This is a genomic window from Nocardia sp. CS682, from assembly GCF_004634405.1.
GTDB lineage: Bacteria > Actinomycetota > Actinomycetes > Mycobacteriales > Mycobacteriaceae > Nocardia > Nocardia ninae.
Window position 1 is genome coordinate 2193814 of sequence record NZ_CP029710.1, and the last position, 19434, is coordinate 2213247.

The 19434-nt window shown below is 66.5% G+C and carries 22 protein-coding genes; 4 read left to right on the forward strand and 18 right to left on the reverse strand.

The annotated features are described in order from the left end of the window. Positions 1-162: 162 nt before the first annotated feature. Complete coding sequence (gene rlmN / locus DMB37_RS09755) at positions 163-1272, reverse strand: 23S rRNA (adenine(2503)-C(2))-methyltransferase RlmN (protein ID WP_135232419.1); 1110 nt, start codon at positions 1270-1272, stop codon at positions 163-165. A 125-nt stretch (positions 1273-1397) separates the two neighbouring features. Here rlmN and DMB37_RS09760 point away from each other — a divergent pair, with 125 nt between their 5' ends. Further along, positions 1398-1766: a lipopolysaccharide assembly LapA domain-containing protein gene (locus DMB37_RS09760; protein WP_135232420.1), complete on the forward strand. Its 369-nt coding sequence runs from the start codon at positions 1398-1400 to the stop codon at positions 1764-1766. Positions 1767-1797: 31 nt separating this feature from the next. On the opposite strand, the gene DMB37_RS09765 is transcribed toward DMB37_RS09760, so the two are convergent. From DMB37_RS09765 to rpsB, 7 genes are all read right to left on the reverse strand, one after another. Further along, positions 1798-2529: a hypothetical protein gene (locus DMB37_RS09765; RefSeq protein ID WP_135232421.1), complete on the reverse strand. Its 732-nt coding sequence runs from the start codon at positions 2527-2529 to the stop codon at positions 1798-1800. Continuing rightward, entirely contained in the window at positions 2526-3212 is a 687-nt protein-coding gene (locus DMB37_RS09770) for a MarR family transcriptional regulator (protein ID WP_135232422.1), read from the reverse strand. The genes DMB37_RS09765 and DMB37_RS09770 overlap by 4 nt, the downstream gene beginning before the upstream one ends. Before the next feature lie 51 nt (positions 3213-3263). Continuing rightward, positions 3264-4106, reverse strand: a complete 843-nt coding sequence (locus tag DMB37_RS09775) for a phosphatidate cytidylyltransferase (RefSeq protein WP_135237466.1) — start codon at positions 4104-4106, stop codon at positions 3264-3266. Positions 4107-4529: 423 nt separating this feature from the next. Then, positions 4530-5087, reverse strand: coding sequence for a ribosome recycling factor (frr, locus tag DMB37_RS09780; protein ID WP_107660775.1), 558 nt, complete (start codon positions 5085-5087; stop codon positions 4530-4532). A 50-nt stretch (positions 5088-5137) separates the two neighbouring features. Next, on the reverse strand, positions 5138-5866 hold the full coding sequence (gene pyrH / locus DMB37_RS09785; RefSeq protein ID WP_107658365.1) for a UMP kinase: 729 nt from the start codon (positions 5864-5866) through the stop codon (positions 5138-5140). A gap of 253 nt (positions 5867-6119) precedes the next feature. Continuing rightward, the gene (gene tsf, locus DMB37_RS09790; protein WP_135232423.1) at positions 6120-6944 is read right to left on the reverse strand and encodes a translation elongation factor Ts; all 825 of its coding nucleotides are present in this window, start codon (positions 6942-6944) and stop codon (positions 6120-6122) included. A 163-nt stretch (positions 6945-7107) separates the two neighbouring features. After that, complete coding sequence (gene rpsB, locus DMB37_RS09795) at positions 7108-7986, reverse strand: 30S ribosomal protein S2 (protein ID WP_135232424.1); 879 nt, start codon at positions 7984-7986, stop codon at positions 7108-7110. A 1067-nt stretch (positions 7987-9053) separates the two neighbouring features. On the opposite strand from rpsB, the gene DMB37_RS09800 reads away from it, so the two are divergent. After that, positions 9054-9578, forward strand: a complete 525-nt coding sequence (locus DMB37_RS09800) for a M23 family metallopeptidase (RefSeq protein ID WP_135232425.1) — start codon at positions 9054-9056, stop codon at positions 9576-9578. 84 nt (positions 9579-9662) lie between these two features. After that, a complete protein-coding gene (locus DMB37_RS09805; protein ID WP_135232426.1) occupies positions 9663-10181 on the forward strand; it encodes a DUF1990 family protein in 519 nt (172 codons plus the stop codon). Between the two features lie 35 nt (positions 10182-10216). Here the strand turns inward: DMB37_RS09805 and DMB37_RS09810 are convergent, their stop codons facing one another. The 7 genes from DMB37_RS09810 to DMB37_RS09840 all read right to left on the reverse strand — a co-directional run bounded on the left by DMB37_RS09810 (position 10217) and on the right by DMB37_RS09840 (position 15890). Next, positions 10217-10570, reverse strand: a complete 354-nt coding sequence (locus DMB37_RS09810) for a hypothetical protein (protein WP_240772321.1) — start codon at positions 10568-10570, stop codon at positions 10217-10219. Between the two features lie 54 nt (positions 10571-10624). Further along, positions 10625-12541 (reverse strand): alkyl/aryl-sulfatase, encoded by a 1917-nt coding sequence (locus DMB37_RS09815; protein WP_135232427.1) that lies wholly within the window; start codon positions 12539-12541, stop codon positions 10625-10627. A 238-nt stretch (positions 12542-12779) separates the two neighbouring features. Then, positions 12780-13088, reverse strand: a complete 309-nt coding sequence (locus tag DMB37_RS09820; RefSeq protein WP_135232428.1) for a DUF202 domain-containing protein — start codon at positions 13086-13088, stop codon at positions 12780-12782. After that, on the reverse strand, positions 13085-13450 hold the full coding sequence (locus tag DMB37_RS09825) for a YidH family protein (protein WP_135232429.1): 366 nt from the start codon (positions 13448-13450) through the stop codon (positions 13085-13087). Before DMB37_RS09825 ends, DMB37_RS09820 begins: the two co-directional genes overlap by 4 nt. Continuing rightward, positions 13447-14118 (reverse strand): DUF3159 domain-containing protein, encoded by a 672-nt coding sequence (locus DMB37_RS09830; protein ID WP_135232430.1) that lies wholly within the window; start codon positions 14116-14118, stop codon positions 13447-13449. The genes DMB37_RS09825 and DMB37_RS09830 overlap by 4 nt, the downstream gene beginning before the upstream one ends. Before the next feature lie 170 nt (positions 14119-14288). After that, on the reverse strand, positions 14289-15020 hold the full coding sequence (locus DMB37_RS09835) for an acetoacetate decarboxylase family protein (protein ID WP_135232431.1): 732 nt from the start codon (positions 15018-15020) through the stop codon (positions 14289-14291). Between the two features lie 138 nt (positions 15021-15158). Next, positions 15159-15890 carry a TetR/AcrR family transcriptional regulator gene (locus DMB37_RS09840; protein ID WP_135232432.1) on the reverse strand — a complete coding sequence of 244 codons (732 nt, stop codon included), beginning with the start codon at positions 15888-15890 and terminating at the stop codon, positions 15159-15161. Between the two features lie 54 nt (positions 15891-15944). Here DMB37_RS09840 and DMB37_RS09845 point away from each other — a divergent pair, with 54 nt between their 5' ends. Next, positions 15945-17405, forward strand: a complete 1461-nt coding sequence (locus tag DMB37_RS09845) for an MFS transporter (RefSeq protein WP_255508373.1) — start codon at positions 15945-15947, stop codon at positions 17403-17405. 337 nt (positions 17406-17742) lie between these two features. On the opposite strand, the gene DMB37_RS09850 is transcribed toward DMB37_RS09845, so the two are convergent. From DMB37_RS09850 to DMB37_RS09860, 3 genes are all read right to left on the reverse strand, one after another. Continuing rightward, the gene (locus DMB37_RS09850) at positions 17743-18666 is read right to left on the reverse strand and encodes a tyrosine recombinase XerC (protein ID WP_107658377.1); all 924 of its coding nucleotides are present in this window, start codon (positions 18664-18666) and stop codon (positions 17743-17745) included. 88 nt (positions 18667-18754) lie between these two features. Next, positions 18755-19189: a PIN domain-containing protein gene (locus tag DMB37_RS09855; protein ID WP_135232433.1), complete on the reverse strand. Its 435-nt coding sequence runs from the start codon at positions 19187-19189 to the stop codon at positions 18755-18757. Continuing rightward, positions 19186-19428, reverse strand: coding sequence for a CopG family transcriptional regulator (locus DMB37_RS09860; RefSeq protein ID WP_135232434.1), 243 nt, complete (start codon positions 19426-19428; stop codon positions 19186-19188). Before DMB37_RS09860 ends, DMB37_RS09855 begins: the two co-directional genes overlap by 4 nt. Positions 19429-19434: the final 6 nt, after the last annotated feature.

Here is a 19434-nt window from a genome sequence, read left to right on the forward strand (position 1 = left end):
AACCAACTCGATCCACCTGGTTGCGACCATGGCCATGCGCGCAGCAGACAAATCTGCATGGATCACGGCCGCCTCGGGGTTGGTCGTCACCCGCACGAGAGCTCGATTTCGTCGGACAGCCGGCGCATCGAGGCACCCCGACGAGCAGGGCGGTCCGAGACCTCAGCCTTCGGCAGCGAGTTGTCCGCAGGCGGCGGCGATTTCCTGGCCGCGGGTATCGCGGACGGTGCACGGGACGCCCTGGGCGTTCACCCGCCGAACGAACTCGGCCTCAACGGGTTTCGGCGAGGCGTCCCACTTGCTGCCCGGCGTCGGGTTCAGGGGGATCACGTTGACGTGCACGCGGGAACCCAGCGCCTTGTGCAACTTCTGGCCGAGCATGTCCGCACGCCACGGCTGGTCGTTGATATCTCGGATCAGCGCGTACTCGATGGAGACACGGCGACCGGACTTGTCGGCGTAGTAGCGGGCCGCGTCGAGCACCTCGGCGACCGGCCAGCGGTTGTTCACCGGGACGAGGGTGTCGCGGAGTTCGTCGTCGGGAGTGTGCAGGGAGACGGCGAGGGTGACCGAAAGGTCCTCGTCGGCCAGTTTGCGGATGGCGGGGGCCAGGCCGACGGTGGAGACAACCACGTTGCGCTGCGAAATACCGAAACCGTCCGGCGGCGGGGAGGTGATGCGGCGGACCGCGGCGACGACCCGCTTGTAGTTGGCCAGCGGTTCGCCCATGCCCATGAAGACGATGTTGGACAGCCGGCCCGGCCCGCCCGCGACCTCACCGTCGCGCATCGCGGCTGCCGCGGCGCGCACCTGGTCGACGATCTCGGCGGTGGACAGGTTGCGGTTCAGTCCGCCTTGGCCGGTCGCGCAGAACGGGCAGGCCATGCCGCAGCCTGCTTGGCTGGAGATGCAGAGGGTGGCGCGGTCGGGGTAGCGCATGAGCACGCTCTCCAGGAGGGTGCCATCGCCCGCGCGCCACAACGTCTTTCGGGTTTCGCCCGCATCGCAGGCGACATGCTTCACCACCGACATCAACGGCGGGAACAGCGCCTCGCCGATTTTTTCGCGCACGGGCGCGGGCAGATCCGTCATCTGCGCCGGGTCGGCCTGCAGCCTGCCGTAGTACTGGCGGGCGATCTGATCGGCGCGGAACTTCGGCAGTCCCAGCTCCTCGATGGCTGCCCGCCTGCCCTCGGCGTCGAGGTCGGCGAGGTGCCGGGGCGGCATGCCACGGCGCGGAGCATCGAAAACGAGGGGCAGGGAGACGGTCATAGTTCCTCCATTCTCCCATCTGGGCGAATGTGCCGCACACTCGCCCGCACGCGGCAGTTCCGACATGGCCGGATCGTCGCCGGGAAATACGTGTAACTGTCATAGCAGTGGGCAATGATCGGAACATGTCCACCAATGCAGAACACCTGCCTGAGCCCGATCCAGATCTGACGGACGAGCGCACGGCGCCGACGCCGCCGACCGCACCGCCTGCCACCACCCCGCCGAGCACCGTCCCGGCCAAGCACCGCCAATCGCTGTCCACCCGCACCGGCACCACCTGGATGAGTCTGATCGCGGGCGCTCTCATTCTCATCGTCCTACTGGTCTTCATCCTGCAGAACCTGGATCAGGTCGAGGTCGGCTTCTTCTTCTGGCACTTCTCGCTGCCGCTCGGCGTCGCAGTGCTGCTGTCGGTCATCGGCGGCGCACTGGTGATGGCGCTGGTCGGTGGCCTGCGCATCCTGCAACTCCGCCGCGTCGCGAAGAGGTAGCTAATCGCGCTTCGGCGGAAATGCCGGACCGTCAAGGCGCGAGAGCACGAACGAGGGCACGGGTGCGCGCCGGATTTCCGGTGCACCGCCGCAGCGCGTGGCCCGGCTGGTCGAAATGCTCACGCAGCAGATCGAGCGCCTCGGTGAAAGTGGTTCCGGTGGGCCAGGATGTCCGGTCCGCGTATCCGCATTCGAGCAGTCGTGCGATGTCTTCGGCATCACGCGGAGTAAAGCGGTGCAAGTAAGCGAAGACCTTGATGCAGATAGCCGTCGCGATGTCCGGGATCGCGACAGTAGCGGCTGTCCGGGCGCCATCGATCAGCTTGGCGCTCAAAGCAATCCACACCGGCTCCCGAGCCAACGCCACATGCAGCGCCGGGATACCGTCCACCGCGATCGGTCCCGCATCGAGATCGGCGACATGCCGGTTGGTGAACGACGGCGCCAGCAAGTCGATCGTCGCGGCAGTTCCACCGATCGAACGCTCGAATCGGTTGCCCGCCCGTGGATTGTCATAGCCCATGCCGCGCAATCGATCCAGCAGGACTCCGTCCCGGATGGTGACCAGCTCTACGGCGAGATCAGCGTCCCTGGTCGCGCGCAACGGGACCGATACCCCGCTGCGCAGCACGTGCAGATTGACCATGTGCCCGCCGATCACCGCCCACGACTCCAGCGCGGCACCGGCAGCCGCGGCGTCGGCCAGCGCCAGATACGCACCGTCCTCGGCCCGCGACCCGCTGAAGACCTCCAGCTCGATCATGCAACGCGCTCGAGCTCGCTGCGGGCGGCAAGGAAGCGTTGTTCGAGTTCGGCTACGGCTTCAGCGGTGTCGGGTCCGTCGCAGGTGAGGAGGTGCCGGGCAATCTCGGTGATGGGTGCGAGCGGCCACGCTTGTGCAGGTGGCCCGCCCATCGCCGCGGCGATCGCCGGGTCGAGCCGCAATCCGGGCGCGAGCTTGCCGACGTTCACCACGAGGGTCGCATCGACGGGGCTCGTTTCGACCGGGACGAAACCTGCTGCTTGCAGGTCCAAATGCCCATCGGCGTGCAGATAGACGATATCCGGGATTCGCCACGGCGCGACCCGGTCCGCTGCCCAGTCGCCACAGACCTGCAGCGAAACCTGTTGATCGGAGGCGTGTTCCAGTGCCAGCTCGATCTGCCTCTGCATGGTGTCGAGGCTGTACCAGGACTCGACGACGTCGACCTTGGGCGGACGGGCAGCGACAAGACGCTCGAACAGTTCGCGCGGGCGGCGAACCTGCCAGCCGTCCGGGCCGCGTTCGGTCCAGCCGAACGCATCAGCGGCAGCCAGGATCTGCGACACTCGCGCCTGCGTCACCCCGGTAGCTTCCGCGATGCCGACCTGCCGCTGGGCAGCAGGGCTGCCGAGCAGAAACGACAGCACAGCCACCTCGGCACGCGACAGCTTTTCCTCGGACATCCTGCGAGTATAAATTTTGCCGACCCGGCGGCAAGAATTTATAATTGCAGGTCAGAGCAGGGTTGAGAGGACCAACCAGGAGACGAAGGCCGACGGGAGCATGGAGTCGAGGCGGTCCATGATGCCGCCGTGACCGGGCAGCAGGGTGCCCATGTCCTTGATGCCGAGTTCGCGTTTGATCTGGGATTCGATGAGGTCACCGCAGGTGGCGACCAGGACGAGGCCAACGCCGAGGACGACGCCGATCATCGAGTTGGCCTCCAGCAGCAGGGTGACGGTGAGCAGGCCGCCGATGACGGTGAAGACCAGGGAACCGCCGAAGCCTTCCCAGGATTTCTTCGGGCTGATCGACGGCACCATCGGATGCCTGCCGAACAGCACGCCTGCCACGTAACCGCCGACGTCGGAGCAGACGACCAGGATCATGAAGGTCAGTACCCGCAGGTTGCCGTCCGGTTCGAGCAGCAGCAGCGTCGCGAACGAGGCGAGCAGCGGGATCCAGGCCAGCGTGAAGAGGGCGATGGCGGTGTCGCGCAGGAAGTTTCGCGGCGCGGTCTGCAAGCCGTGGTCGAACAGGCGCCACACCATGCAGGTGAGCGCGGTGCCCGCGAACGCGCCCGCGACCCCGCTGGCTCCGTAGGGCCAGCCGAGCCAGAACACGGCCTGCCCGCCGACGATCAGCGGGATGCGCGGCACCAGGACGTCGGCTTCGCGGAGACGTTTGGCGACCTCCCAGGTCGCCACGCCCACAGCCACACCGACAACGCCGATGAACACCTTCGGCACGAACAGCAGAATCGCGATGAGCGAAAGACCGAGACCGAAGCCGACCGCGAGCGCCGCCGGCAGATTCCGGCCCGCGCGGGAGCCGGGCGCGGGCGCGGCGGCGAGCACCGCGTTGGGACCGTGCGCCTCCGGATCGTGCTCGGCCGCCGAAGCAGCCGGAGCCTGTTCGGCGCCCGCGTCATTCGATGCCCACACGGACGCTTCCGCGCCGGAGGTCTGAGGTTGCTGCCCAGCAGCACCGTCGGGACGGGCGGCCGAACCGTCACCATCGGCCGAAGCGTCGTGACCGGACGCCGCAGCGGAGGCTAACGGCTCGTGCCCCGACGCTCCCGCATCGCGCACGTGCTCCTGCCTCGCTTCAGCTGTGCCGTTCACCGGCCTCGGCTCCTCAGCCGCACCGGTCGCGGCGGCGTTCTCGGCCACGATTGTCCCGTCGCTCAACTCGTCGTTCCGTTCGTCCCCCGCCCGGGCGGGCGTGCTGCGGTGTCCCATCGGCGGCATTCCCGGTGCCCATCGCTCACGCCACCGGCGTCAGACCTCGAGCAGTTCGGCTTCCTTGTGTTTGACCAGTTCGTCGATCTGGCCGACATACTTGGCGGTGGTCTTGTCGAGGTCCTTCTCGGCACGCCCGACCTCGTCCTCGCCCGCCTCGCCATCCTTCTGGATGCGCGACAGTTCGTCCATGGCTTTGCGCCGGACATTGCGGATCGACACCTTCGCATCCTCCCCCTTGCCCTTGGCCTGCTTGGCCAGCTCGCGGCGGCGCTCCTCGGTGAGCTGCGGTACCGAAATCCGAATGATGTCACCGTTGTTGGTGGGATTGACACCGAGATCGGAGTTGCGGATCGCGGTCTCGATCGCGCCGAGCTGTGCCTGCTCGTACGGCTTGATCACAACCATGCGCGGCTCCGGCACCGTAATGCTGGACATCTGGGTGATGGGGGTGGGCGAGCCGTAGTAGTCCACGACGATTCGAGTGAACATCCCCGGGTTGGCACGTCCGGTGCGGATGCCTGCGAGATCGTCCTTCGCTACCGTGACAGCCTTTTCCATCTTCTCCTCGGCGTCGAAGAGCGCTTCTTCAATCACGACCGTTTCCTCCACAGCGTCGTCATCGTCATGATCCGCGGGTCGCGGGGTCAGGACCGAACCAATGTGCCGATCTTCTCACCGGCGACCGCTCGGGCGATATTGCCCTTGGTCAACAAATTGAACACCAGCATCGGCATCTGGTTGTCCATACAGAGGCTGAAGGCCGTCGCGTCGGCGACCTTGAGGCCCTGTTCGATGACCTCTTTGTGGGTGATCTCGGAGTACATGGTGGCGTCCTCGTCGACCTTGGGGTCGGCGGTGAACACCCCGTCGACCGCCTTGGCCATCAGCACCACCTCGGCGCCGATCTCCAAAGCGCGCTGGGCGGCGGTGGTGTCGGTGGAGAAGTACGGCATGCCCATGCCCGCGCCGAAGATCACCACTCGGCCCTTCTCCAGGTGCCGCTTGGCGCGCAGCGGGAGGTAGGGCTCGGCGACCTGGCCCATGGTGATCGCGGTCTGCACCCGGGTCTCGATGCCCTGCTTCTGCAGAAAGTCTTGCAGCGCAAGGCTGTTCATCACGGTGCCGAGCATGCCCATGTAATCCGAGCGGGCCCGTTCCATGCCGCGCTCCTCGAGCTCGGCGCCGCGGAAGAAGTTGCCGCCGCCGATCACCACGGCCACCTGTACGCCGGTGGCGACCACCTCGGCGATCTGCTCCGCGACCGTCTCCACCACATCGGGGTCGAGGCCGACACGGCCGCCGCCGAACATCTCGCCACCCAATTTCAGAAGCACCCGGCGATATCCTGGGCGGTCGTTCCCCGGGTCCGTCATGGGTGTTCTTCTCCTTCGGCGGTCAACGTGTTATCGGCAGGCAAGTGCGTCAAAGAATTCGGCAGCTCGGAAAGGCTCCTCAACACGGAGCGGCCCCTATCCTGCCCTATGTGTGCTCGGCGGCATAGGAAGACCCCCCGTCAACCGGCATATCGGTCGACGAGGGGTCTGCTCTATGTAGCCATGGGACGGCATTCAGACCAGGTCCCGCGTCTGGATCCCGGCGTTGCCGGGACGACCGTGCGGGGCACGATCAGTTCGAGCCGACCTCGAAGCGGGCGAAGCGGGTAACGGTGACCCCGGCCTCGTCCAGCAGCGCCTTGACGGTCTTCTTCGAGTCGGTGACCGACGACTGCTCCAGCAGCACGACGTCCTTGAAGAAGCCGTTGACGCGGCCCTCGGTGATCTTCGGCAGTGCGGCTTCGGGCTTGCCCTCTTCGCGAGCGGTCTGCTCGGCGATGCGGCGCTCGTTCTCCACGATGTCGGCCGGAACCTCGTCGCGGGTCACGTACTTCGCCTTGAGCGCGGCAACCTGCATGGCGGCGGCACGAGCGGCATCAGCCGCGGCGTCACCCTCGCCCTGGTACTCGATCAGCACGCCGACAGCGGGCGGCAGATCCGAGGCACGCTTGTGCAGGTAGGTGGCGACCGGGCCGTCGAAGGAGATCACGCGACGCAGCTCGAGCTTCTCGCCGATCTTGGCGGCCAGCGCCTGCACGGCCTCGTCGGCGCTCTGGCCACCGAGGTCGAGCGCCTTGAGCGCGTCCAGGTCGGCCGGCTTGGCGGTCGCGGCGGCAGCCACGATCTGGTCGGCCAGCGCCTGGAACTCCGCGTTCTTGGCGACGAAGTCGGTCTCGGAGTTGATCTCGAGCATGACGCCGCCCTTGGCGGTGACCAGGCCCTCGGCGGTGGTGCGCTCGGCACGCTTGCCGACGTCCTTGGCGCCCTTGATGCGCAGGATCTCGACGGCCTTGTCGAAATCACCGTCGGTCTCGGCCAGCGCGTTCTTACAATCCATCATCCCGGAGCCGGTGAGCTCCCGGAGCCGCTTCACGTCGGCAGCGGTGTAGTTCGCCATCGGGGGCGAGCCTCCTTCGGAGAAAGTACTTGAATACTGGGCAGCGGTGATCACCATCGCACGCGATCGTGATCACCGCCGGAACAGTGCCTGAACGGCGGCGTTCGCTGTCCCTACGTGGTTACGCAGGCTACCGGCGCACGCCGCCGTGGGTTGAGAAGACTCAGGCCTCGGCCGGGGTCTCCACCGGAGCCTCGGCGGGGGCGGCCTCAGCGGCAGCCTCGGCAGGGGCCTCAGCCGGGGTCTCGGCAGCGGCTTCGGCGGCCGGTGCGGCCGACGCGAGCAGCTCCTGCTCCCACTCGGCGAGCGGCTCGCCCGCGCCCGACTCCGGCTTGTCGTCGCCGGAGGACAGACCGGCCCGCGCCTGCACGCCCTCGGCCACCGCGGAGGCGACGACCTTGGTGAGCAGTGCGGCGGAACGGATCGCGTCGTCGTTACCCGGGATCGGGTAGTCGACCAGGTCGGGGTCGCAGTTGGTGTCCAGGATCGCGATGACCGGGATGTTCAGCTTGCGCGCCTCGCCGACGGCGATGTGCTCCTTGTTGGTGTCGACGACCCAGATGGCCGAGGGCACCTTGGCCATGTCGCGGATACCACCGAGGGTGCGATCCAGCTTGGTCATCTCACGCGTGAGCATGAGGATTTCCTTCTTGGTGCGACCCTCGAAACCACCGGTCTGCTCCATCGCCTCGAGCTCCTTGAGGCGCTGCAGGCGCTTGTGCACGGTGGAGAAGTTGGTGAGCATGCCACCCAGCCAGCGCTGGTTGACGTAGGGCATCCCGACGCGAGTCGCCTCGGCCGCGATCGACTCCTGGGCCTGCTTCTTGGTGCCGACGAAGAGAACGGTGCCACCGTGGGCGACGGTCTCCTTGACGAACTCGTAGGCCTTGTCGATGTAGGTCAGCGTCTGCTGCAGGTCGATGATGTAGATGCCGTTGCGGTCGGTGAAGATGAACCGCTTCATCTTCGGGTTCCAGCGCCGTGTCTGGTGCCCGAAGTGCGCGCCGCTGTCCAGCAGCTGCTTCATTGTTACGACAGCCATAGCTCCCGTATCTCTCTTTCGTTTGCCGGTAGACGCAGCGAATCGGTGATTCGTTGCCCTGGCGCCTCCGAACCGTCGGACCCGACCGCGAGGGTGGGGACCAGCCGACGACTCCCTGCTCCGCACAGACACCGTCGCGAATCGATGGATGATGAGCTCGATTCGAACAGCGCCGTTGCGAACAAGCACGGGGTGGCGCGCGAAGTCGGTCTATGCAGGCACAGACCGCTCGATCAGTCTATCGGGTTCCAGGCCAGCTACTAAATCGGCCTGTCAGGGGGTACGCGGTGGTGGTCGCCGACTGTGGAACGGGGAATGTCCACAGTCGAGAAAGTTGTCCACATTCGGGGTAGTGGGGGTTCCGGGACCGGTTCGGTCGGATGAGGCTTTGTGGCATGCCTTCGAAACCGATCTCGTCCATGATGACGCTGGTCATCCCGCTTTTCTTCGCGCTCGCTGTGTTGACGGCGCCGCCGGTTGCAGCGGGTGGGCTCGGGCCGCCTGTGCCAAGCGCATCGGTTGCAGTAGGTGGGGTGCCGCAGCATGCGAGGGCCGTGCGCACGGCGTGCGTGGGTTCCTACTGTGAGCGCGTGTGGTTGATGTGGCCGCATGCTGCGGGTCGACAGCCGGCGACGTGCTCGGGCGCGCTCTGTGGGCTGGTTCTCACGTCGCTACGAGCCGGGGACGGGCGGGCGCCGCAGGACGTGAGCGCCCCACTTGCGACGTGCACGGGTTCGTCCTGCGGGGTAGGCGGATCGGTGCGCCAGGCACCGGTACTCGTCGGCGACTACGGGGCGCCGCGCGACGCGGGCGCAGCGCTCGCGACGTGCACTGGTTCGTTCTGCGGGTTGGTGCGTCCGGCGCCGTTGCGCGTCAGGGACGATGGGGCGGCGCAGGACGCAGGATCCGGTATCGGCCCGTTCGGGATATCTCCGCTTGACGCGGAGTTCTGCGAATATGCCGGTCCTGCACCATTTTTCATGTCGCCGAGCGATGCCGAGTTCTGCGGCCTCGTCTCGCCTGCCCCGCTGGCGTTGCCATCCGCCACAACCAACTGAACTCGCGTGATGGGTAGCAACAGGGCCCGCCGGGCTGTCGTCCTGATCGGTCTCGTGTTGATCGTGCTGGTCTGCGTGGAGCCGATCTCGACGGCCGCACCGGTCGGTGGGTTCGGCTGGCCGCTGCAGCCTCGGCCGGCCGTGCTGCGGCGGTTCGACAAGCCTGCGCAGAATTGGCTACCGGGGCATCGTGGGGTGGATCTGGCCGGCGCGCCCGGACAGGGGGTGCTCGCCGCAGGAGACGGGATCGTGGTGTTCGCCGGGACGGTGGCGGACAAGGCGGTGGTGTCGATCGATCATCCGGGTGGGCTGCGGACCACGTATGAGCCTGTGCGCGCCGAGGTTTCGGTGGGGCGCCGGGTTGGGCGAGGCGACCGGATCGGCACGCTGGAAGCCGGGCACGAAGGGTGTGGGACGTGTCTGCATTGGGGATTGAGGAGCGAAGGTGGTGGTCGGCGCCGACGGGAGTACTTGGATCCCCTGGGGTTGCTGCACCTCGCTCCCCTACGCCTGAAACCCGTGGAACCCTCATGAGTACGTGCCACTGGGCGCTCCGCGTGTCGAAACCGACGCCGCGTAATGCTTCCCAACCGGGCCGGCCGGGGTGAAGATCAAGGCATGGAGCTTGGGCCCAGCGATCCGCCGTTCACCTATTCCGAAGTCGGTGCCACGAGCAGTGAGCTGCCCGCGGGGTATCACGGGTTTCGGTTACGGCGGCAGATCGGGCACGGTCGGGCGCTGTTCGAGCACGCGGCGGTGGCGATCCTGGAATATCGGATGCAGAAGGGCACCGGGGTCTTTCACGAGGCGTCGACCCCGACGGCCGAGCCGGGTACCCGCCTGACGGTGCGGCTCGGCATCGGGCCGTTGGCCATCACCGCGCCGTGCCGGGTGGTGTACGTGCTGGCCGCGCCGAACCAGCGCGGCTTCGCGTACGGCACGCTGCCGGGGCACCCAGAGAGTGGCGAGGAGTTGTTCGCCGTCGAGTACGACCCGGCCGACGACGCCGTGTACGGCGTGGTGACCGCGTTCTCGCGACCGGCGACCTGGTACACCCGGCTGGGCGGTCCGGTAGCTCGCCTCATTCAGCGCTTCGTCGCTGGGCGATACATCAAGACCCTGACCACCGCACCCTGACCCGCAAGGCAACCGACTTCCGGTTGGCTACTGTTCTAGAGCAGGTCCGCCAACGCCTTGGCCTGCACCCGCAGCTCCTCGGCTTGCTCCGCGTGCCCGAGTCCGTCGTATTCCTCGGCGACAGTGCGGCGTTCGGTGATCTCCGCGCGCACGATCTGTTCGATGTCCCCCTCGGTCAGCTCGCGCCGCGCGACCTCGGTGACGCCCAGGCCGACCGCGCTGCCCTCGACGGCACCCGCCCGATGCTCACCGACGTCCACAGCTTCCGCATTGTCGATGGCACCCAGTGTCGACCGCAGGGCGGTGATCGCCTGGCGATCCCGGGACTTCATCGCCACGGACAGCGCGGCGCGCAGGCGCGTACGCAAGGGATCCGGTTCGGTCGACATGATCACCACCGTAAGGAGAGTCATTCCCGGAGTCGAACAATTTTCGCCGGCGAGCTACCCGACCGTGCCCCGCGGCGTGACGATGGAGAAGTCCGGGTCCGGCGCGTCGAATACGCCTACGAGCTCGGCCAGCTTGGTGACATCACCGTCGATGAGGATGTCGCCCGCGGCCGCTGCGACGCCGAAGTCCTCGCCCGCCAACAGCACTCGGATGAGTGTCGCCTTGCTCAGCGTGAAGGTCGCGTCGGGTTCGGGCAGCGGCACCCCGTCGGGCCGGTCGTAGTGGGTCAGCCGCCCGTTGCGCAGTTCGAGGCGGTGCACCCGATCCTCGTCGCTGATCTGCCACTCCGCGACGACTCGCTGATTCCACGCCTTCGGCCCGTCGACGCGCAGCGCCATGGCGTCGAAGATCTGGTCGACGGTCAGCGCGGCGAGCATGGTCGGCGAGGTGGCCTTGGTCGGCGTGCCGAACGAGCCGTAGCGCAGTTCGTAGGCGCCGCTGAGGTAGAAGTTGCGCCAGGTGGCGTTCTCCGCGCCGTAGCCGAGTTGCTCGAAGGTACTGGCCTGCAAGGCTTTCGCCGCATCATTGGTGGGATCGGCGAAGATCACGTAGTTGACCACCTGGGCCACCCAGCGATAGTCGCCCGCATCGTAGGACTCCTGCGCCTTGCGCAGCACCTCCTCCGCGCCACCCATGAATTCCACGTGCCGAACAGCGGATTCGACCGGTGGATGCTCCCACAGATGCGCCGGGTTACCGTCGAACCAGCCCATGTACCGCTGGTAGATGGCCTTGACGTTGTGACTGACCGACCCGTAGTACCCGTGCGTGTGCCAGCTGCCCTCGATAGCCGATGGCAGCGTGAGCATTTCGGCGATCTCGGCGCCGACGTAGCCCTGATTCAACAGGCGCAGGGTTTGGTCGTTCAGGTACCCGTATAGATCACGTTGCAGCGCAAGGAATTCCACCAGTCGCTCGGTGCCCCAAGTAGGCCAGTGGTGCGAGGCGAACACCACATCGGACCGGCGCGCGTATAGGTTGATCGCCTCGGTCAGGTACTTCGCCCAGACATGCGGGTCGCGCACCAGGGCGCCGCGCAGGGTGAGCAGGTTGTGCAGTGTGTGCGTGGCGTTTTCGGCCATGCACAGTGCGCGGTGCTCAGGAAAGTAGAAGTTCATTTCGGCGGGCGCTTCGGTGCCGGGGGTGATCTGGAAGACGATCTTGACCCCGTCGACCGTTTCTTCCTGCCCGGTCGTGGTGATGTCCACGGTAGGCGGGATCAGCGTCACCGTGCCGACCGAAGTGGTCTGCCCGAGCCCCGCGCCGACGGCGCCCAGCGGCCCGCGGGGCAGCACCGCGCCGTACATATACCCGGCCCGGCGTGCCATCGCGGTACCCGCGTACACGTTCTCGGCCACGGCGTGCTCGAGGAAGCCCGCCGGGGCGAGCACCGGGCAGCGGCCTGCCGCAACATCTTCGGTGGTGGTGACACCCATCGCACCGCCGAAATGGTCGACGTGCGAATGGGTGTAGATGAGACCCGTCACCGGACGCTCGCCGCGGTGCGCCCGATAGAGCGCAAGCCCGGCGGCGGCCGTTTCCGCGGAAATCAGCGGATCGATCACCAGCACACCGGTTTTGCCCTCGACGAGTGTCATGTTGGACAGGTCGAGCCCACGGACCTGATAGATCCCCTCGGTCACCTCGAACAAGCCCTGCTTGATGACCAGCCCGGCCTGCCGCCACAGACTGGGATTGACCGAGGCGGGGCAGGATTCGCGCAAGAAGTCGTAGGAATCGTTGTCCCACACCACGGTTCCGTCGGTCGCCGTCACGACGCCGGGCTCCAGCGCGGCGATGAACCCGCGATCGGCGTCCGCGAGATCGGCGGTGTCGGCGAACGGCATCGCGGCGGCCGCACGCTGCTGCTCCGCAACGATGAAATCGCTCGGCTCGGTCGCTGTGCTCATGCGTGCACCTCGCTAGCGCTCGGCACGGTCATGCGACCTGCGCGCCGGCACCCGATCCGCTCACTTCGTTCACTCATGCCCGCACCTCGCTCACGCTCCGCTGACGTCGACTGCGCATACCCACACCTCGCTGACACTCGCCTCCGACATACCTCACTCGCGCTGGCACAATCCGCTCGCTTCGTTCGCTCATGTCATCCTCCTGAGAGTCGGTACAAGTCGCTGTGCCGGTGTAGATCTAGGGCCACGGATCGAGAATCTGGATGGCTGCCGCGAGAACGGCGACGACCACCACCGCCACGGTTGTCGCGGCGACAACTCGTCTGCCGTGGCCGTAGTTGCCCCGATGCAAACTGCGGTTGCGCAGGTAACTCAGTCCTGCCAGTGCGGCCATGGCGATCGCGGCACCGATCGGCGCGATCATCGCGGGACGCCACCCGCTGGTCACGGCATGGTTCACGAACAACGCGCCAGTGATCGTCGCGGCCACCGCCGTCCGTCGCCAGGCCAAGGCGGTGCGTTCCGCGGCGAGCCCGGCGCGGCTCATCGAAGCAACACCGCAACACCCGCGAGCACCGAAACGACAGCGATGCCCGCGGACAGGATCGGCACCATCACCGTGTCGGGCAGCGGACGCCCCCGCCGCATCGCCACCCCGACTCGGCGCCAATGCACGTACGCGCCCACCGCGACGATCACCGCTAGCACCAGGCAACTCAGCGCGAGTGCACGCCGCGCGCCGCCCATCCGGAACGGCTGCACCAACGTGTGCACCGCGACGCCGCCGGCGAGCAGGCCGAGCGATGTGCGCATCCACGCCAAGAACGTGCGTTCGTTGGCGAGGGTGAAGCGGTAGTCGACCTCTTCTGCCCCGTCCTCCGACACGGCGTCGGGGCTCGGCAGCGTCATGCCGCCCCGGCTCGGACCGCGGTCTTGCTGCGCACCCACAACCAGGTCAACGCGAGCATCACGACCAGCGCGGGCTTGCCGAAGACCAGGGCGAAGGTGCCGAGCAGGACCACTTTGTCGGCCAGGTACAGCGGCACCATCACCGCCACGTGCGCCGCCCAGAACACGAACCAGGCGAAGGTGATTCGGCGATGCAGGCGCAGCCGCGTCGCCGCGTCGGCGGGCTCGGCCGGTTCGAGCCGAATCTTGCGGCTCACCGTGTAGCTGAGTGGCTTTCCGGTGAGCAATGTCGCGCCGAACAGCACGGTCATCACGACACTCAACGCTACTTCGGGCAGATAGAAACCGCGCCCCTCCCCGGTGATCTCGACGAACAGCGAGAACACCAGGATTACCAGCACAGCGCCCGCAACCACCCGCACCGAGTCGCCGCGCATCAGCCGCACAGCGCCCAACACAATTGCGATCAGGATGGCGACGAAAACACCGACCTCCGCACCGGCTGCCGAGTATCCGATCAGAAAACCGATCGCCGGAGCTGCGCCGTCCAGAATGTGTTGCGGGCCGTGCATCGCCCGGAAGTTTCCCCACATCTCAGCCACCACTCCGCGTGATTCCGCCAGGCTGTCGCCCGGATCCAGCACCTCGCGCTGGTCGTCGGAGTTCACGGGCACCTCTCCCACACAGGTCGGTTCGGGCTGCGAGCGAATAGTCCGCTACGCCACATTCGGCGAGCAAACAATCCGCTACGTCACCCTAACCGGACCTCCTGAGGGCGTCCACGAACCGCGCACGGCCGTGATCATGCGGTTATCACCCGGTTCGCGCTGATGGCGGCCTACACCGGAACGGCATCCTCGAAGGTCATCGCCAACCGGGCGATGCTGGACGTCATGAGAGCACGACGGGGCAGGCGCAGTGACTTCAGTTCGTCGGCGATGGGGTGATTGCCGAGGGACAAAGTGGCCCCGCCCGGACGGGCGCGCATGCCCGACGGCTCCATCCGCCACGGCGTGCATCGAGTGACGCCGTCGATGTGCGAGTAGGCGTCGAACGAGGCGGCGGCGTTTCGACGTTCCGGAGTGCGAAAGCCCTGACGAACAGTCAGGTCGACGATCAGCTCGCCCGCCTGGCGCAGCGCACCGTGACGAATTTCCGTGTCGTGACGAACACTGAAATCGGCGAGTTCCTTGGGGAATCCCCAGATTCCGCGCCCCGCCGCGAGCGTGAAGTCGCCGTCGACCGGCAGTCGATGGATGAAGACTCCGGCCTGATTCGTCGCCAAGGCCCGGAGGTCGCCGAACCGGCCGACCGCAGCAGCGGTGTGGTGCCGGACCATGAACGAGACGCCGAACTCGTGGTACGGGCCGAGATCACCGTCGACATACTCGACGAAAACGAGCGAGCACATCGCACGACCGCCCGGTAGCCGCAGCACTCGCAACCCGGAATAGTCGACCAACTGCTGCGCCGCGGCCGCGGGAACCAGGTAGGTCGCCATGAAAGCGTGGGCGAGCCGAATACGAACCGGCATCTGAACTTCCTGGCCGAGGACGGTATGGGTGCTCACCGAACGCCTTCCCGCGCACCCCGCTTCGAGCCGTGGAGCGCACCGTTTCGCTGGACCATCGAGTCCATAAACTAGAACTCGTTTCAGTTTAACAAGGCGGCCTCCACCACGGCCCGAATGCCGACGATTGGCGATGCCTTAATCCTCGGCTCGAGGCCCCGCCCCCTCGGGGAAACCGCGCAGACGGTGCTGGAGACCGTCGAGCAAACACAGCAAACCGAAGTCGAACGCCATCGCTCGCGAGACCTCGGTGTCCTCCGGCGTCGCCTCCTGATAGTCCGCGAGCAGTTCGGGATAGTCCTCGGCTACGCCTTCCATCGTTTGCACGATGAGGTCCCGGTCGATCTCCATGTCGCCATACGTCTTCCGCCAGGCGATCTCCGGTGTCACCACCCCGAGCACGTAGGACATCACCGTGCCACTGGCGAAGTAGATATCGACGCCGCGGAAGCCCGCGCCGGCGTACGCGCGACGCAGCCGGTCGGTGAGCCGCAACGCATTCGGCCCCAGACTGGGCAGCTGCCCGATCAGGGTCGCGCCCCACGGATGCTCGCGCAGCGCGGCGCGGAAGTTGTAGGCGAACGTCGTGAGCACCTCACGCCACGGCGCCTGCTCGGGTTCCGGGACCTCCACCATGCCCCAGAACTCGTCGAGGACCCATTCCAGCAGTTCATCCTTGTTGGCCACGTACCAGTAGAGGCTGGTGGCGCCCGCGCCGAGCTTGGCGCCGATCTTGCGCATGCTCAAAGACTCGAGTCCTTCGGTGTCGAGGAGTTCGACGGCAGCGCCGATGATCTGATCGAGGCGTAAACCCGACGTCTTCGGCTGACGGGGTTCGCGGATCCATACCGAGGTGAACTGCTTGGTCACGGGTCGATCCTATATTCGCTCGCACGTTGTTCGAGTCTCTCGTACGCTGTTCGAGTGGAATCGAACGTTGTACGAGACCCTCGCCGTTGGTGGATTCTGGGGGTCCTTTGCCTGTCCTTGCTGGTGCTGATGCTCGACAGCACTGTGCTCAATCTCGCTATCCCGTCACTGATCCGGGAGCTGGGCGCCACACCGTCGGACGTGCAGTGGATCCTGGACGCCTACGTGCTGGTCTTCGCCGGACTCCTGCTCACCGCGGGCAGTCTGTCCGACCGATTCGGCAGGCGGCGGATGCTGATCTACGGCCTCGCCGTCTTCGGCGTGGCCTCGCTGGTCGCGGTGCTCGCCACCGAGCCATGGCATGTCGTCGCCGCCCGAGTGGCGATGGGGATCGGCGGTTCGCTGCTGATGCCGTCGACCCTGTCCATCCTGATGACCACCTTCGCCGAGGACGAGCGGCGCAAGGCGATGGCCGCCTGGTCGACCGTCTCGATGGTCGGCATCGTGGCCGGGCCGACGCTGGGTGGTCTACTGCTGCAGCACTATTGGTGGGGGTCGGTGTTCCTGCTCAATATCCCGGTGGCAGTGCTCGCCATCGTGGCCGCGCTGGTTCTCATGCCGGAGTCCACCGGTGAGCAGCGGCCGGTCGACCTGGTCGGCGTGCTGCTGTCCATCGTCGCGCTGGTGTCGACGGTCTACGTGATCATCGAACGCGAGTGGAATATCGGCATGATCGTGCTGGCCGTGCTGACCGCGATCGGGTTCGTGGTGTGGGAGAGCCGGTCGGCGCATCCGATGTTGCCGCTGGCGGTGTTCCGCAATCGGGACTTCACCGGCACCGCGTTCACGTTGTTGCTGATGGTGTTCGGCATGGGCGCGGTGATGCTGATGCTCACCCAGTACCTGCAGTTCGTGCTCGGCTACGGGCCGATGAAAGCCGGGCTGGCGCTGCTGCCGTACGCGGTGGCCGCCGCGGTGTGCAACGGGCTCGGCGCGACCTTGGGCAAGAAGATCAGCAACAAGGCGCTGATCGTCTCAGGGTTGCTGATCATGGCGGGGGCGTTCGCGATTCTCGCGATCGGCGAGGGATACCTGTGGATCCTGGTCAGCATGCTGGTCATGGGCATCGGCGGCGGTTTGGCCGGCCCCGCCGCCTACACCTCGATCATGAGCGCCATTCCGCTCGAGCACGCCGGTGTCGGTTCGGCCATGAACGACACGTTGCAGCAGGTCGGCATGGCGATCAGCATCGCCATCCTCGGCAGCGTGCTCGCCGGTGTGTTCACCGACCACATGCCGACGGACGCACCCGACGCGGCACGTGAATCCATCGGTGCCGCTTTCCAACTCGGCTTCGGTGAAGCTGCGAAGGAAGCGTTCACCACCGCCATGTCGACCGGTTCGTGGATCAGTGCGGGCTTCTGTGTTGCGGCCGCGGTACTCGGCCTGACGTTGCTGCGGACGCGGAAGGCGTCGGCCGGACTGCCGCAGGCGGACACTGTGGAGGTCGGCTGACCCCAATAGGGAACCGCGCTACATCTCGGGATCCGCACTCTTCGGGGTGGAGGCGGCGGTGGTCGATCTGCGCCGCCTCCGCCTCCGTCAGCGGATCCGGCCGAGCGCCTGACAGCACAACAGGCCGCCCCGCACCCTATGACCGGCTCGTCCGCCGGTCATAGGGTGCGGACCCTGAAGTAAGGGTGGGCGGTACGGATACGAACGCCCCGTACTAGAGACCCGGTGACGATCGGCGAATTCGCTGCTCGCAGAGCTGGCCCCGTTCCTCGTGAGTCTGACCAGCGCGGTCATTAAGCCCCAGCTGCCACTCGCCACAGTGGCCGGTTGCCGCGATTCAGGCACGAGGGTGGGCTTGGTCGTGCACCTTCTTGAGACGTTCGATGGAGACATGGGTGTAGAGCTGAGTGGTGGCCATGCTGGCGTGGCCGAGAAGTTCCTGCACAACGCGGAGGTCTGCACCGCCCTCGAGCAGGTGGGTGGCGGCGGTGTGGCGGAGACCATGCGGGCCCATATCGGGGGCTCCCGGGATGGACGACACCACTTCGTGCACAACAGTTCTGGCCTGACGTTGGTCGAGGCGTTTGCCGCGCCGGCCGAGCAGCAGTGCCCGTCCGGACTCGGCGGTCGCGAAGGCCGCGCGGCCGTGTTGCAGCCAGTGGCCGATCGCCTCGTCGGCGGGGATACCGAAGGGCGCAGAGCGTTCCTTGTTGCCCTTGCCGAGCACCCGAACCACCCGGCGTTCGCGGTCGACGTCGTCGATGTCAAGGCCACACAACTCGCTGACCCGAATTCCGGTGGAGTACAACAGTTCCACGATCAGCCGGTCGCGCAGTGCCATCGGGTCATGCTGTGCGGCACCGGATTCCGCCGCACCCATGACGCCGAGCGCCTGCTGCTGGCCGAGGACGGCAGGCAACACCCGGTGCGCCTTGGGAGAACCGAGGCGTAATCCCGGATCGACGGCCAACCGTCCGGTCTGGGTGAGCCAGGCGGTGAAGGTCCGCGCCGCGGACGCCCGCCGCGCCATCGTGGTCCGCGCCACCCCCGCCGTCGACTGCTGTGCGAGCCAGGACCGCAGTAGCAGCAGATCCAGTTCGCGCACCGCGGAATCCGCCGATCTGGCGTACAGGTGTGCCAGCAGCGAACGCGCATCCCCCAGGTAAGCGCGCACCGTGTGCGCCGACCGGTTCCGCCCGAGCCGCAGATGCCTGCCGTACTCCGTCAGCAGCGCTTCCAGATCCTCGGGTAACTCGTCCATCTCACCACCGTCCCGACCGTCGTCTTCCTTGGCAAGCCACCGCGCCGGTTCCGCCCGAGTCGCTCGACCACTTTGCTCCGTGGACGGGTCAGCGGTCGTCGGGAAGCAGGTGAAAAGCCTTGGCGCCGGTCAGTGGCCGGATCGCTCGAAAATCCCGGCGATCCAGTGTCAACACCGTGTTCGTCTCGAACTCGGCCGCAAGCACCACATTCAAGGCGTCGGCGAGATCGAGACACAACGACATGTAGTGGTGCTGAATCCGCCGCGCCTTACGGATCAGCCCGGACCCGATTCCGGGGACCAGGAATCTGCCGGCGTGTTCCTGCGCCAGGATCCAATCGTTGATCCCATGCGCCGCCGAGCGGTTCAGATCGCGGGTGATGATGTACTCGATCTCGTGCAGTATCAGCGGAGAGGCGACCACCAGCGCGGCCCGCTGCATCGATCGCTTGGCCGCCACGTGCTCGCGCACCACCTTGTTGAAGGCAGCAACCAGCCCCGACGTGTCGGCGATGACGATCACAGCTTGTCGGCGATCGCGTCCGATACCGCCTTCTTGATGTCGTCTTTGGTCACTTCACGACCGAAGTCGAGCTCAGGGATGTCCCAGTCGTCGTCTTCCCACCGTTTGGCACGCAGTGCTGCGATGTGAAACGCCTCGCGGAAGTATTCGGACTCCGGACGGCCATCGCGCGCAGCGGCCGCCTTGATGATCGCGAGGTCATCCTCATCGACCATGACCGTCGTCTTCTTGAGAGCCATGCTGGT